Origin of the sequence: Pseudonocardia thermophila, assembly GCF_900142365.1 — a bacterium.
In the GTDB taxonomy this organism is placed as follows: domain Bacteria; phylum Actinomycetota; class Actinomycetes; order Mycobacteriales; family Pseudonocardiaceae; genus Pseudonocardia; species Pseudonocardia thermophila.
On sequence record NZ_FRAP01000003.1, the window covers coordinates 392280 to 406285 of the forward strand.

Genomic DNA, 14006 nt, shown 5'->3' on the forward strand with positions numbered 1-14006 from the left:
ACCCCGTCACCACCACCTCGTCACCACCGTGGCGCACGGAAGGGCCGTCGCGGGTTCGGGGCGGGATCATCCCGCGGATCGAGTGAGACCGCTCCCTGCCTCGTTCGCGTAGGTTGCACGGTCATGGAGCTGCACGCGCCGATCGTCGCCGTCACCGTCCACCCGGGACGGGCGCGGATCACCCGCCGGGGCCGGGTCACGCTGCCCGCCGGGGGCTCGGAGGTGGTCGTGCCCGATCTGCCCGGCAGCCTGCTGGAGGAGTCGGTTCGGGTGGTCGGCCGCGGCGAGGGGATGCGGGTGATCGGCGTCGACGTGCGGCACCGCGACCTGGCCGAGGTGCCCGACGAGCGGGTCCGCGCCGCCGAGGCCGCGCTGCGCGACGCCGAGCGGGCGCTGGCCGACGTCGACGCCGCCGACGCGGGCGCAGCGGCCCGGCAGGACCTGCTCACCCGGCTCGCCGAACGCAGCGGGTCCCGGCTCGCCGTCGCGCTCGCCGAGGGCACCACGCAGCTGTCCCAGGTGACCGCCATCGGCGAGTCGGTGGCCGCGGAGGTCGCCGAGGTCGCGAAGCTGCGCCGCCGCTGCGCCGAGCAGCGGGCCGAGGCCGAGCACGCGGTCAACGCGGCCCGAGCCGAGCTCGACCGGCTGCGCAACTCCGGGCGCAGCCGTCGCGAGGTCGTCGTCGCGGTCGAGGCCGCCGGTGCGGGCGAGCTGGAGCTCGAGGCCGTCTACCAGGTCGAGGGCGCCGGCTGGAGCACGGCGTACGACGTGCGGCTCACCGGCTCCGGCGCGGTGGCGCTGACCTGGCACGGGATGGTGTGGCAGCACAGCGGCGAGGACTGGCCGGCCTGCGAGCTGACGCTGTCCACGGCCCGGCCGACGGTCGCGGCGACGGTGCCGGAGCTGGAGCCGTGGTGGGTGGCGCCCGAGCCACCGGTGCGGCCCATGCCCCGCGCCGCAGCGGCGCCGGGCGCCGCGAAGGAGATGGCGGCCTTCGACACCGCCGGGTGGGTGGCCGCCGAGCCGGTGCCCGAGACGTCCGAGCACGCCATCGCCACCAGCTGGCGGTTGCCGCGCCCGACCGCCGTGCCCGCTGACGGCACCCCGCACCGCACCACCGTGACGACCGCGGAGCTGCCCGTGCGCCTGGACCACGTGGTGGCGCCCGCCGTGTCCACCGACGTGCACCTGCGGGCCACCGTCACCAACACCAGCGGGCACGTCCTGCTCGCCGGGCCCGCCTCGTGCTACCTCGACGAGGCGTTCGTCGGCACCACCGCGATCGAGCAGACCGCGCCGGACGCGGAGTTCGAGCTCGCGCTCGGCGTGGACGACCGGGTGGTGGCCGAGCGCGAGCTGACCTCCCGCACGACGCACAAGGCCCGCTTCGGCGCCAACCGCGCCGCGGTCGAGGAGTGGACCACGACGGTGGTCAACCGGCGCCCCAGCCCGATCCACCTGGTCGTGCGGGACCGAGTGCCGGTCACCCGCAGCGCCGACATCAAGATCGTCGACGTCGTGCTGAAGCCCGAGCCGGCCGAGCGCGACGACCTGGGTCGCATCGAGTGGACGGCGACCCTGCAGCCGGGCGCGGAGTGGACCGCCACAGCGCGGTTCGGCGTCGAGGCCCCGCGGGACATGCGGCTGACCGGTTGGCAGTGATCAGGCGGTGACCTCGGCGGTCACGGGGGCGTCCCAGTCGATCCGGTGGCGGTGCAGCCAGGCGAACGACTGCGCTCCGGTGCCGGCTGCTCGCTTGAGGAAGATCGGCATGAGCAGGTCGCGGATCCGGCGCGCGATCGGCCCGGCGGCCTTGTAGTTGCTGGTCCGCGCCCCCGCGGCCACCACCTTCTCCACGCGCTCGCGACGCAGCCCCACGAAGGCGGCGAACGCCGCCTGCGGGTCTGCGTGGTCGCGCAGGCAGCGGCCCAGCTCGACGGCGTCCTCGATCGCCATCGACGCGCCCTGCCCCGACGACGGCGACGTGGCGTGAGCGGCGTCGCCCACCAGGACCAGGCGGTCGCGGTACCAGTTCGGCAGCGTCGGCAGGTCGTAGATCGCCCACCCGCGCAGCTCGCCCGGGGTCGCGGCGATGATCCGGGCCGCCGGCGTGTCGTCGTCGGCGAACAGGGTGAGCAGCCAGTCCCGCCACTGCTCGGTGGTCATCGCGGACAGCTCGCCCGGGGCTGGTTCGTCGCGGCGCGGCGGGTTCGCGAACCACCAGACGGTGCCGTCGGGGGCGACCGCCTGGCCGAAGAACGCGCGCTTGCCGAACACCATCTCGTACCGCCCTTCGGGCAGCTCGACGTCGGGCACGCGGGCGTAGCCGCCGATGTTCAGCACGGGAACGTAGCGGGCCCTCGGCGCACCCGGGTCGATGATCGTGCGCACCCGGGAGTGGATGCCGTCCGCGCCGACGAGGACGTCCGCGGTCGCGGTCGTGCCGTCGGCGAAGACGGCCGTGATGCCCTCGGGTGCCTCGCTCACGTCGACGAGCCGCTTGCCGTTGCTGAACGCGATGCCGCGGCGCCGGGCCTCCTCGCGCAGGACGCGGTGCAGGTCGGCGCGCTTGAGGGTGATGCCGACGGTCCCGTCGGGCAGCGGCTCGCCCGTGCTGACCTCGCCGAGCACCTTGCCCGTCCCGCTGCGGAAGGTCATCGCGCTCGTGGGGAACCCGACGTCGGCCAGCACGTGCCCGGCGTCGATCGCGCGCAGCGCGGAGATCCCGTTGACCTGCAGTGTCAGGAAGGAGCCGACGTCCTCGTCGGGATCGGTGCGCGCCTCGTGGACGCTCACGGCGACGCCGGCCTTCTGCAGCGCCATCGCCGCGACGGGACCGGCGACACCGCCCCCGATCACCAGTGCTGTGCGTGCTGCGGGCATCTCGTCGCCTCCGATAAGGTTTGTTCGATGAGCCAAGTATCTAGTGATACCAAGTCTCTTGGAGTGACGAGATAATGTCAAGCGCGCTGCACGCCGAGCTCGGGGACGCCCTGCGGCGGTTCATCGCGAACGTCGTGCTGCACAACCAGAAGGTCGCCCAGGAGCTGGGGCTGGGGGCGAGCGACTCGCAGTTCATCTCGCTGCTGCAGACCCACGGCCCGCTCACCCCGGGCCGCCTCGCGGAGCTCTCCGGCCTCACGACCGGCTCGGTGACGGGGGTGCTCGACCGGCTGGAGAAGGGTGGCTACGTCCGCCGCGAGCGGGACCCGCACGACCGGCGCAAGGTGATCGTGGACCTCGTCCCGGCCGCGGCCGCGCGGCTGGCCGAGCACTACCGGGAGCACGGCGAGCAGCTCGCCGCCGTCATGGCGCGGCGCAGCGACGAGGAGCTGGCGGTGATCCTGCGGTTCTTCGACGACCTGCTCGCCGAGTGATCGAACGGGGGCACCACGAAGGCGACGAACGGCCCTTTCGTCCACTCCGAGTGGACGAAAGGGCCGTTCGTTGAAGTTGTGCGAGCAAGTGGTGGTCCGGGTGCGCGATCTGGTGCCGCGGCGCTGGCTCGCGAGCCGTCCGCCAGGGCGCCGATCGCTCAGAAGTGCACGTACTCGTACTCGAACGGCTTCCCGTTGATGCCCTGGCTCGGCGGCGCGACCCAGGCGGCGATCTTGCCCGGCTCGTACACCGGCCGCATGAGCGAGCGGACGTGCTCCTTGTCCGCGGCGCTGGGCAGCCACTCGTCGCGGTTCTGCTCCCACAGCTCCTCGCTGATCAGCTCGCCGTGGGGGGTGACGTGGTGGCCGGCGAAGATGCCGACCTTGCGGTTGAACCCGACGTGGGGCAGGTAGAGGTGGGTGTCGATGCCGAACCGGTCGAGGATGCGGTTCCAGCGCTTGAGGCCGGTCCGGCAGTCGGCGACGTACTCCGAGCGCAGGTCGTGGTTGAGCGCCAGCAGTGCGGGGACCTGCTCGGTGGTGATCCGGTCGCCCTCCACGACCTCGATCTCGGCGGCGTCCTCGGTGAGCACGTGGTCGTCCTGCCGCCGCTCCTCCTGCCAGCGCCCCTTCAGCCCGGCGGTGAAGTAGTTCGCGGCGTTCGTGCTCTGCTCGGAGCCGAACAGGTCGAGGCTGACCGAGTAGTGGAAGTTCAGGTACTTCTGGATCACAGCGAGCGGGATGCCGCCGTGCGGGGCGATGTCGTCGGTGTCGTGCTCGCGCATCAGCTCGGCGGTGCGCTGCACGACCCGGTCGATGCCGGTGGTGCCCACGAACATGTGGTGCGCCTCTTCCTTGAGCATGAACTCGCACGTGCGGCTCAAGGGGTCGAAGGCGGATTCCCTGAGGGTGCCCAGCTGGTACTTGCCGTCGCGGTCGGTGAAGTAGGTGAACATGTAGAACGACAGCCAGTCGGGCGTCTCCTCGTTGAACGCGCCGAGGATGCGGGGGCTGTCCAGGTCGCCGGAGTTGCGCTGCAGCAGTGCGTCGGCCTCCTCGCGGCCGGCGCGGCCGAAGTAGGCGTGCAGCAGGTAGACCATCGCCCACAGGTGCCGGCCCTCTTCGACGTTGACCTGGAACAGGTTGCGCAGGTCGTACAGCGACGGGGCGGTCAACCCCAGGTGCCGCTGCTGCTCGACCGAGGCGGGCTCGGTATCGCCCTGGATCACGATCAGTCGCTGCAGGTCGGCGCGGTGCTCGCCGGGCACCTGCTGCCAGACCGGCTCGCCCTTCTGCTCGCCGAACGCGATCCGCCGGTCCGGGTCGCGCTCGGCCAGGAAGATCCCCCACCGGTACTCGTCCATCGGCACGTGCGCGAAGTGCGCCCAGCCCTCCCGGCCGACGTCGACGGCGGTGCGCAGGTAGACGTCCTCGGTGGGCAGCGCCGGGCCCATGGTCTTCCACCAGGTCAGGAAGTTCGGCTGCCACGCCTCCAGGGCCCGCTGCAGCTTGCGGTCACTGGCCAGGTCGACGTTGTTGGGAATCTTCTCGGCGTAGTCGATCGCCATCGGTCACACCCGCTTCCGGTCGAACTCGGCCCGTCGTCCCGTGCCGTAGCGGCGCAGCGCACCGGCCGGCCCGGACGCGTTCGGGCGCACGAAGATCCAGTTCTGCCAGGCCGACAACCGCGCGAAGATCCGCGACTCCATCGTCTCCGGGCCGACGAACCGCAGGTTGGCCTCCAGTCCGGTCAGCGCGTCCGGCGACAGCGAGCAGCGCTCCTCGAGCAGGATGCGGATCTCGTCGTCCCAGTCGATGTCGTCGACCGCTTCGGTCACCAACCCCAGCTCGGCGGCCTCCACCGCCGCGATCCGCCGCCCGGTCTCCGGGCGCAGCTTCGCCACGGCGTCGTCGTCGCCGTAGAACCGCGACGCCAGCCGGGTCAGGCCGTTGCCCATCGGGAAGGCCCCGAAGTTCGCGTCGGTCAGCACGATCCCGGCCGGCTCCTCGGCACCGGTCTCGTCGAGCGTGCCGTCGAGCATGTACTGGCGGTCGCAGGCCAGGGCGAGCTCGAGGAGGGCCCCGGCGAAGCACGAGCCCGGCTCGATCAGCGCGATCAGCGACCGTGAGGTCACGTCCAGGCGCTTGAGCACGCGCTTGACGTAGTGGCGGATCTCGTCCACCAGCCAGTCCGCCCCGGCGTGCTCAGCGAGCAGCCGTTCGTGGGCGAGCACGCGGTCGAGGTCACCGCGGGTGCGGAACACCCACGTGCCCAGCTCCAGCTCGTTGGTGCGCAGCCGCAGCACCAGGTCGTCCAGCTCGCGGGTGACCGCCAGCGGCCAGAACGCCGCACCTCGCTCGTGGATCTCCCCGACCGATCCGGGGGCGTCCGCCGACGGCCCGGACACGGTGATCTCCACCAACCCCAGCGCCCGGTCGAACGTCGCCGACACGTGCGGATAGCTGATCCCGTCGCCGGTCACGGTGCGCTCCAGCGGAGGCAGCGCGATGCCGCGGGCGCCGGCCGGGCGGGGGGAGCGGGCCGCCGCCTCGGCGGCGCGCTCGCGCACCGTCTCCTCCCAGCGCCGGTTCGGGACGGCCTCGTCGACCAGGCCCCACTCCACCGCCTGCTTGCCGCGCACGCCTTCGGCCCTGGTGGCGAAGACGTCCGCGCGGTCCTTGCGCACCCGCCGCTTGTCGGTCACCCGGGTCAGCCCGCCGGTGCCGGGCAGCACGCCGAGCAGCGGCACCTCCGGGAGCGACACCGCCGAGGAGTTGTCGTCGACCAGCAGGATCCGATCGCACGCCAGTGCCAGCTCGTACCCGCCACCCGCGGCGGTGCCGTTCAGCGCGGCGATGTACGTCTGGCCCGAGCACTCGGTCGCGTCCTCGATCCCCAGCCGGGTCTCGTTGGTGAACTTGCAGAAGTTCACCTTCCACGGATGCGGGGACGCCGCCAGCATCCGGATGTTCGCCCCCGCGCAGAAGTTGCGGTCCTTCGCGCTGGTGATCACCACGGCGCGCACCTCGGGGTGCTCGAACCGCAGCCGCTGGGTCGCGTCGTACAGCTCGATGTCCACCCCCAGGTCGTACGAGTTCATCTTCAGCTCGTACCCCGGCGCCAACCCGCCGGACTCGGCCACGTCCAGCCGCAACCAGGCGATCTCGCCGTCGAACTCGAGCTGCCAGTGCTTGTAGGACGCCGGGTCGGTGTCGAAGGAGACGGTGGGCATGGGGGCCGCTTCGTGGTCGGACGCTTCGTTCTGGGACATGGTGGGGCTCCTCTGCGCGTCGCCGGTCAATCTACAACAACATCGATCGACGCGCCATTGTTGTAGAACTTCAGGGGTTGAGGCGGAGGAATCCGCCGCGTGCGGGGCCGCTTCCCGGGGTAGCTCGGCTCGCGCCCGGGCGAGCGCGGCGGCGGGTTGCGACCCGCGCGCAGGTGCTGGTGGAACACGGTCATCAGCGCGCTCGTCACCGCGTCGCCGACGGGCAGGACGGCGCCGACGCGACTGGACGCGCCCAGCCCGAGCAGGGCGGACGCCAGCCCCAGCTGCTCGTCGCCGGGGCGGACGTCGGCGAGCGCGGAGTCGCACGCGGAGAGCACCATCAGCGGCGGCGGGGTGGTGAGCCGCACCAGGTCGTAGACGGTGACCGGCCCGTCGGTCAGCTGCAGGGCGGAGGAGAGCGGGTTGTCGGTCCGCAGGCGGCCGGTGCGGCGATCGTGCGCGATGCCGGACCCGTCGAGGCACAGGTGACCTGGGCCACGGTCGCCTCCCGGCCGGCGGGGCGGACGGGCAGCCGGACGCCGGTGCGGCGCTCTCTTCGATCGCGCGCGGCAGATCGGGGCCCGCCACCCGCACGACCGGGCCGTCCGGTGGGCGGCCGCTACCGTCCTCGCGGTCCCGCAGCCGCAGCCGGGTCGATGGGCTGACCGAGATCGCGCGGCCCGCAGCGGCCGGTCGGACCCCTACGGAACGGCGTGCAGCAGGCCGGTCGGCGCCACCACGAGATCGCCCGGCGGCAGGTCCGGCGGCGCGAGCAGCAGGTCGGCGAGCCGGCCCGCCGCACGTTCGGTCAGCGCGACCAGCCGCGGCGCGGAGGCGTGCGCAGGCGGCGCAACCCGAACTGCAGCGCGGCGCGGCGGGCGCGCACGGCGTCGACCGGTCCGAGACCGTGCACCGTCGCGCGCGCCGTGGAGGCGACCACCGCGTTCAGCCGCTGGTCGACCGCCAGGTACTCGACGAGGACCGCCTCGTCGAGCGTCCGCGTAGCCGGGGGAGGGACAGCTCGTGCAGGTCCGGTCCGGCGGTCCGGCCGCGGGCAGGCCGGGACCGCGCCCGGATCGAGGACTCCAGCTGTGCCTGCCGGCGGAGCAGGGCCGCGGTGGGCCGGCCCTCGGCCGCGGCGAGGTGATCTCGGCGACCGACCTGGCGCAGCGCCGCCAGCTCGTCGTGCAGCTCGGGATCGTCCGGGGAAGGGCGCTGCGCCGCTGCAGTGCGCTCGCCCCTCCACCTCGGCCCGGTCCACCTCGGCCCGGTCCACCTCGGCCCGGTCCACCTCGGCCCGGTCCACCTCGGCCCGGTCCACCTCGGCCCAGTCAGGCTCGGCTCGGTCCGGCTCGGCTCGGTCCGGCACGGCCGCGGCTCGCCCGTCCGCCACGGCGAGCCGGATCCCGAGCGCCAGCGCCGCCCGGCACCCGGGCCCGAGCGCAGGCCGCGGGTGCGCAGCTCGCTCCCGTGAACCGGTTCAGACCAATCCGCGGGCGGCCTCCCGCAACCGGTAGCGCTGCACCTTCCCCGTCGCGGTCTTGGGCAGTTCGTCGACCTGCACGACCCTGCGCGGCCGCTTGAACGACGCCAGCTCCTGCTTGCAGAACGCGACGATCTCGTCCTCGTCGACGCTCCGGCCGGGCATCGGCACGACGAACGCGACCGGCTTGTCGAGCCCGTCGGCGTCGGGAACCCCGACGACGGCGGCCTCGGCGACCGCCGGGTGGGCGAGCACGCGCGTCTCCACCTCGGTGGGGCTCACCCAGATGCCGCCGACCTTGAGCACGTCGTCGGCGCGGCCGAGGCAGGTCCACGAGCCGTCGGCGTTGCGCACGTAGGTGTCGCCGGTGCGCATCCACTCGCCCTGGAACACCGCCCGGTTCACCTCGGTGCGGCACCAGTACCCGGTGCACAGCGACTCGCCGGCTACGTAGAGCATGCCGGGTTCGTCGGGCACGTCGATGACGCTGCCGTCGGCGCGGCGCAGTTCCACCCGGTACCCGGGTACGGGGAACCCGGAGCTGCCGGGCACGACCTTCCCGGGCACGTTGGAGATGAAGATGTGCAGCGCCTCGGTGGAGCCGATGCCGTCGAGGATCTCGAAGCCGTACTGCTCGCGCACGCCGTGGTACATGCGCGGCGGCAGCGCCTCGCCCGCCGAGATCCCGTTGCGGACGGTCGCGAACGTGTCCGCGGGCAGTTGTGCGGCCAGCAGCGGTCCCCAGAAGCTGGGGCCGGCGAAGAACAGGGTGACGCCGTGGCGGCGGACCAGGTCGCCGTACAGCTGCGGGGAGGGCCGGCTCGGCTCCAGCACGGCGCTGGCGCCGACCGACAGGGGGAAGAACAGCGAGTTGCCGATGCCGTAGGCGAAGAACAGCTTCGCCGCGGACAGGCACACGTCGTCCGGCTCGATGCCCAGCACCTGCGCCGCGTACGTCTCGGCGACGTAGCGGATGTCGGCGTGGCGGTGCATCGCGCCCTTCGGGGTGCCGGTCGTGCCGGAGGTGTAGAGCCACAGCGCCGGCGACTCGTCCCAGCTGGGGTACGCGGCCGGCAGCGGCTCGTCGGCGACGAGATCGGCGAAGCGCAGCCCCACGAGCCCCGGCACCTGCGGGGCCTCGGGGCCGGAGAGCACGACGTGCCCGAGGTCCGGGCCCTCCGCGGCCGCAGCGGCCGCCGCCGTGACGGCCGGGGCGAACTGCGGGCTGCCGATCACCATGCGGGCCCGGGAGTCGGTGACGAGCTTCGCCAGCTCGCCGCCGGTCAGCATCGTCGAGCAGGGCACGGCCACCGCGCCGAGGTACATCGTGGCGAGGATCGCGACCGCGAGATCGATGTCGTCGGCCATCGCGAGCACCACTCGCTCCTCCGGGCGCACGCCGTGCTCGGCGAGCCCGGCCGCTACCCGGCGGACCTGATCGGTCAGCTCGGCGTAGGTGGTGGCGCCCGAGGGGTGGTGGAAGGCGATGCGGTCGCCGTCACCTGCGGCGACGCGGCGTTCGGTGAGGTAGACGGCGGCGTTGAACGGCTCGGTCATGACCGAACCACCCGTGGTGGGGCGTACGTCATCGTGGTGGCCTCCACGTCCGGTCCGAGGTGAGGTCACTCTACGAGGTGATGAACGGTCGTCAAGGATCCGTAGCAGATCGTTCGATGGTTGACCTTGTGGAGAGGACGGCTTTCCAAGGTATGCGCATGCTGCTATGAACGGCTGTGTCCGGGCACACACGCCGAACGTTCAAGGGAGAGCGACAGGATGCAGACCCGAGGAGCAGTCATCCGGCAGACACCGGGCAAGTTCGAGGTCGTGGATCTCGAGGTGGAAGACCCGCGCCCGGGTGAGGTCCAGGTGAAGATGGTGGCGTCGGGGCTGTGTCACTCCGACGACCACGTCGCGACGGGCGACATCCCGGTGGGCGTCTACCCGTTCGCCGGCGGTCACGAAGGCGCCGGCATCGTCACGAAGGCCGGTCCGAACACCAAGGGGCTCAAGGAGGGCGACCACGTCATCTTCTCGTTCCTGCCCTCCTGCGGGCACTGCCGCTGGTGCGCGTCGGGCATGCAGAACCTCTGCGACCTGGGTGCCGGGCTGCTGGCCGGCTCGCGCTGGGATGACCCGACGTCGTTCCGGCTGAAGCTCGCCGGGACCGACACCCCGGTGGGCCAGATGTGCGGCATCTCGACGTTCGTCGAGACGACGACGGTGTCGCAGGACTCGTGCGTGAAGGTGCCGGACGACGTCCCGCTCGAGGTCGCCTGCCTGCTCGGCTGCGGCGTCGGCACGGGCTGGGGCTCGGCGGTGAACTCCGGCGGCGTGAAGCCGGGTGACACCACCATCGTCATGGGCATCGGCGGCATCGGCATCAACGCCGTCCAGGGCGCGGCGCACGCCGGCGCGTCCAACATCATCGCCGTCGACCCGGTCGCCTTCAAGCGCGAGAAGGCCCAGGAGCTCGGCGCCACCCACGCGGTGGCGAGCATGGAAGAGGCCACCGAACTGGCCAAGCAGTTCACCAACGGCCAGGGCGCCGACCAGACGATCGTCACCGTCGGCGTGCTCAAGCCGGACATGATCGGCCAGGCCATGGCGTCGATCCGCAAGGCGGGCACGGTCGTGGTCACGGCGCTGGGCAACATGAACGACACCACGCCGGTGCCGATCTCGCTGGCCGACCTGACCCTGTTCCAGAAGCGGCTGCAGGGCGCGCTGTTCGGCGCGTCCAACCCGAACTGGGACATCCGCCGCCAGTTGGAGCTCTACCGCTCCGGCGTGCTCAAGCTCGACGAGCTGGTCACCAAGACCTACACGCTCGACGAGGTGGCGCAAGGCTACCAGGACATGCACGACGGCAAGAACATCCGCGGCGTCATCCGCTACGACAGCTGACCAGCGGCGACATCGGCGGGGCGGGTGTCCGGGCCGCCCCGCCGATGCCTGTCCGAAGGGATCCGACCCATGACCAGGCCCGTGGAGACGCCCGTCGTCGGGCTGCGCCGGGAGCGCGAGGTGCTCACGGTGGCGCTCGCGACCGGCCGGCACGTCGTCCTCGAGGGCCCGCCCGGCACCGGCAAGTCGACGCTGCTGCGCGCGGTCGCGAACGAGGCCGGCCAGGGTGTGGTGTTCGTCGAGGGCAACGCCGAGCTGACCCCCGCCCGGCTCGTCGGTCAGTTCGACCCGGCTCAGGTGCTCGCCGGTGGCTACCGGCCCGAGTACTGGGTCGACGGGCCGCTGCTGCAGGCGATGCGCGAGGGCTGCCTGCTCTACGTCGAGGAGTTCAACCGCATCCCCGAGGAGACGCTCAACGTCCTCATCACCGTGCTCACCGAGGGTGAGATCGCGGTGCCGCGGCTGGGCACCGTCACCGCGGGCAAGGAGTTCCGGCTGATCGCAGCGATGAACCCGTTCGACGCGGTCGGCACCGCGCGGGTGAGCCAGGCCGTCGCCGACCGGATGTGCCGGGTGGTGCTCGACTACCAGGACGAGCCCGGCGAGCGCGCCATCACCGAGGCGGTCACCGGGCGCGAGGGGGAGTGGACCGAGTTCGCCGTCGCGCTGACCCGCGCCACGCGCAGCCACCGCGACCTGCGCACGGGGTCGTCGGTGCGCGGCGCGATCGACCTCGCGCTGCTCCTGCCCGCGCTCGCCGAACTGCGCGGCGAGGACCGGCCGACTCGGCAGACCGGGCGGGACGCCGCGTACGCCGCGCTGTCCGGGCGCATCAGGGTCGCCGACGGCGTGGACCGCACCCCGGAGTCCGTGCTCGACGAGCTGCTCGACGCGCTCTGGCCGGCCGACGGCGAGCCGGGGGAGCCCGAGGACGGTGACGAGCCGGGAAAAGCTGAGCGCCTGCCGAGCCCTTCGGCAGGCTTCCAGCGCCGGCAGCGCCGCGGCCGCGAGTACTCCGCGCGGACCAGCAGCCGCCAGGAGATCGCTGCCCGCAACCCCGACTTCGCCGATGTCTCCCCGCAGGCCGGGGAGCTGGACGTCGAGGCGTTCGAGGCGCTGGCCAAGCGTGATCCGGACGCCGCCGCGGCGCTGCTCGCCGATCTCGCCGTCGCGACCGACCGGGCACTGCGGGAGGCGGCGCGGCGGCTGGCAGGGCGGGTGTTCCTGAGGCTGGGCCGGATCGGTCCGGCGCGCTCGCGCGGCACCCGGCGGCTGGGTCCCTCCCGCGCCCTCGACGGCGATCTCGACCTCGACCGCACCCTCGACGGCTGGACACCCACCCACACGCGCCGGCCGAGCGCCGACGACGTGGTCACGCGCAGCTGGACGGCGCACCGGCGCGCGGTCTGCCTCGCCGTCGACATGTCCGGCTCGATGGCCGGGCTCGCGGTCGCACTGGCCGCCGTCGCCGCCGCGGGGGTGATCGTGGCGAACGAGCGGGGCGCGCCGGCGCTGCAGCCGTCGGTCATCGCGTTCGGTGCGCAGGTGCGGGTGCTGCAGGCGCAGGGGGTGCGGCGGCCGCCCGAAGAACTGCTGGGCGAGCTCGTCGCGCTGCGCGGGCACGGCACCACCGACCTGGCCGCGGCGCTGCGCGCGGCGTCGGTGCAGCTCGCCTCCGCCGTCGCCGACGAGCGGATGGTCGTGCTCTTCTCCGATTGCCTGCACACCACCGGCGACGATCCCGCCACCGCGCTCGGTGGGATCGACCGGCTGCACGTGCTCGTCCCGCTCGGGGGAGCGGAGGCGGAGGCCGCGGCCGCCGCGCTGGCCGCGCGGGGCGGAGGTCGGGCGCAGACCGTCCGGCGGCTGGCGGAGATCGGCCCGGCGCTGACGCGGATCTTGTCCTGAGGCGCGAGTCGCGGATTCCGCGCCCCCGCGTTGCGGTTCCCGTGACGCCGAGTTCCCGTGACGCCGAGTTGCGGGTCCCGTGACGGCGAGTCGCGGACCAGGTCCCGATGGGACCGCGCACACCACGTCGGGGACGGGGTTGGCCCGCGGCTCGCGACGACGGAGCGAGCCGCGATCGGAACACCGGGCTCTCCTAGGCTGTCCGCGTGGGCACCATCGTGAGCTTCCATGCGCATCCCGACGACGAGGCCATCAGCTGCGCGGGCACGCTGGCCAAAGCCGCTGCGGCCGGGCACCGCGTCGTGCTGGTCTTCGCCACCCGGGGAGAGCTGGGTGAGCCCGTGCCCGGCGTGCTGGCCGACGGCGAGCCGCTGTCGGTGCGCCGCTCGGCGGAGTGCTACGCGTCGGCGGCCGCGATCGGGGCCCAGCGCGTCGCGTTCCTGCCCTTCACCGACTCCGGGATGATGGGGGAGCCGACCAACGACGCCCCGTACTGCTTCTGGCGCGCCGATGTCGAGCACGCCGCCCGGATGCTCGCGGTGATCCTCGAGGAGGAGGAGCCCGACATCCTCACGATCTACGACGACAACGGCGGGTACGGTCATCCCGACCACATCCAGGTGCACCGGGTGGGCCGGCGGGCCGCGGACCTGACGGCGGTGCCGGTGGTGGCGCAGAGCACGATCAACCGCGACTGGCTGACCCGCGGCATGCGCGGCATGGCCCAGTCCGGGACCCTGCCCGAGGGCTGGGAGCTGCCGGAGGGGCCGCCGCCGGAGTTCGGCAAGCCCGAGTCGCAGATCACCCATCGGGTGGAGGCCGTCGACTTCACCGAGCAGAAGCGGGCCGCGATGCGCGCGCACGCGAGCCAGATGGGGCCCGACCACTTCATGCTGAAGATGCCCGACCCGATCTTCGCGATGGGCATGGGCACCGAGTTCTACATCGTCGACCCGGTGCCGAGCCCTGCGGCGACGCCGGACGTGTTCGAGGAGCTGTTCCTGCCCCTGAGGTGAGGCGGATCGCCCTTCCGGAACCGCCCCGGGGGGCGCGTTCGAC

At 72.9% G+C, this 14006-nt stretch carries 12 protein-coding genes; 6 read left to right on the forward strand and 6 right to left on the reverse strand.

What is annotated here, in order from left to right:
- Positions 1–123 precede the first annotated feature (123 nt).
- A complete protein-coding gene (locus BUE41_RS06310) occupies positions 124–1662 on the forward strand; it encodes a DUF4139 domain-containing protein (RefSeq protein WP_073455881.1) in 1539 nt (512 codons plus the stop codon).
- Here the strand turns inward: BUE41_RS06310 and BUE41_RS06315 are convergent, their stop codons facing one another.
- Complete coding sequence (locus BUE41_RS06315; RefSeq protein WP_073455882.1) at positions 1663–2883, reverse strand: FAD-dependent monooxygenase; 1221 nt, start codon at positions 2881–2883, stop codon at positions 1663–1665.
- A gap of 74 nt (positions 2884–2957) precedes the next feature.
- Between BUE41_RS06315 and BUE41_RS06320 the strand changes: the two genes are divergently transcribed.
- Positions 2958–3377 (forward strand): MarR family winged helix-turn-helix transcriptional regulator, encoded by a 420-nt coding sequence (locus BUE41_RS06320; protein WP_073455883.1) that lies wholly within the window; start codon positions 2958–2960, stop codon positions 3375–3377.
- A gap of 158 nt (positions 3378–3535) precedes the next feature.
- On the opposite strand, the gene boxB is transcribed toward BUE41_RS06320, so the two are convergent.
- From boxB to BUE41_RS32380, 4 genes are all read right to left on the reverse strand, one after another.
- A complete protein-coding gene (boxB, locus tag BUE41_RS06325) occupies positions 3536–4945 on the reverse strand; it encodes a benzoyl-CoA 2,3-epoxidase subunit BoxB (RefSeq protein WP_073455884.1) in 1410 nt (469 codons plus the stop codon).
- A gap of 3 nt (positions 4946–4948) precedes the next feature.
- Complete coding sequence (gene boxC / locus BUE41_RS06330) at positions 4949–6610, reverse strand: 2,3-epoxybenzoyl-CoA dihydrolase (RefSeq protein ID WP_073455963.1); 1662 nt, start codon at positions 6608–6610, stop codon at positions 4949–4951.
- 65 nt (positions 6611–6675) lie between these two features.
- A complete protein-coding gene (locus tag BUE41_RS32650) occupies positions 6676–7335 on the reverse strand; it encodes a CHAT domain-containing protein (protein ID WP_084754502.1) in 660 nt (219 codons plus the stop codon).
- Between the two features lie 122 nt (positions 7336–7457).
- Positions 7458–7589, reverse strand: coding sequence for a hypothetical protein (locus BUE41_RS32380; RefSeq protein WP_268794436.1), 132 nt, complete (start codon positions 7587–7589; stop codon positions 7458–7460).
- Between the two features lie 288 nt (positions 7590–7877).
- Between BUE41_RS32380 and BUE41_RS06340 the strand changes: the two genes are divergently transcribed.
- On the forward strand, positions 7878–8123 hold the full coding sequence (locus BUE41_RS06340; protein ID WP_073455886.1) for a hypothetical protein: 246 nt from the start codon (positions 7878–7880) through the stop codon (positions 8121–8123).
- 6 nt (positions 8124–8129) lie between these two features.
- Here BUE41_RS06340 and BUE41_RS06345 read toward each other — a convergent pair whose 3' ends face one another.
- Positions 8130–9689 (reverse strand): benzoate-CoA ligase family protein, encoded by a 1560-nt coding sequence (locus BUE41_RS06345; protein ID WP_073455887.1) that lies wholly within the window; start codon positions 9687–9689, stop codon positions 8130–8132.
- A 219-nt stretch (positions 9690–9908) separates the two neighbouring features.
- On the opposite strand from BUE41_RS06345, the gene BUE41_RS06350 reads away from it, so the two are divergent.
- The 3 genes from BUE41_RS06350 to BUE41_RS06360 all read left to right on the forward strand — a co-directional run bounded on the left by BUE41_RS06350 (position 9909) and on the right by BUE41_RS06360 (position 13963).
- A complete protein-coding gene (locus tag BUE41_RS06350) occupies positions 9909–11039 on the forward strand; it encodes an NDMA-dependent alcohol dehydrogenase (protein ID WP_073455888.1) in 1131 nt (376 codons plus the stop codon).
- Positions 11040–11108: 69 nt separating this feature from the next.
- Entirely contained in the window at positions 11109–12947 is a 1839-nt protein-coding gene (locus tag BUE41_RS30670; RefSeq protein ID WP_159444866.1) for an AAA family ATPase, read from the forward strand.
- Between the two features lie 206 nt (positions 12948–13153).
- Entirely contained in the window at positions 13154–13963 is an 810-nt protein-coding gene (locus BUE41_RS06360; RefSeq protein ID WP_073455890.1) for a PIG-L family deacetylase, read from the forward strand.
- Positions 13964–14006: the final 43 nt, after the last annotated feature.

Bases quoted from the DNA above. Each gene is read 5' to 3' on its own strand.
- BUE41_RS06310 (WP_073455881.1), top strand. From the start codon at position 124: ATGGAGCTGCACGCGCCGATCGTCGCCGTCACCGTCCACCCGGGACGG.
- BUE41_RS06315 (WP_073455882.1), bottom strand. From the start codon at position 2,883: ATGCCCGCAGCACGCACAGCACTGGTGATCGGGGGCGGTGTCGCCGGT.
- BUE41_RS06320 (WP_073455883.1), top strand. From the start codon at position 2,958: ATGTCAAGCGCGCTGCACGCCGAGCTCGGGGACGCCCTGCGGCGGTTC.
- boxB (WP_073455884.1), bottom strand. From the start codon at position 4,945: ATGGCGATCGACTACGCCGAGAAGATTCCCAACAACGTCGACCTGGCC.
- boxC (WP_073455963.1), bottom strand. From the start codon at position 6,610: ATGCCCACCGTCTCCTTCGACACCGACCCGGCGTCCTACAAGCACTGG.
- BUE41_RS06345 (WP_073455887.1), bottom strand. From the start codon at position 9,689: ATGACCGAGCCGTTCAACGCCGCCGTCTACCTCACCGAACGCCGCGTC.
- BUE41_RS06350 (WP_073455888.1), top strand. From the start codon at position 9,909: ATGCAGACCCGAGGAGCAGTCATCCGGCAGACACCGGGCAAGTTCGAG.
- BUE41_RS30670 (WP_159444866.1), top strand. From the start codon at position 11,109: ATGACCAGGCCCGTGGAGACGCCCGTCGTCGGGCTGCGCCGGGAGCGC.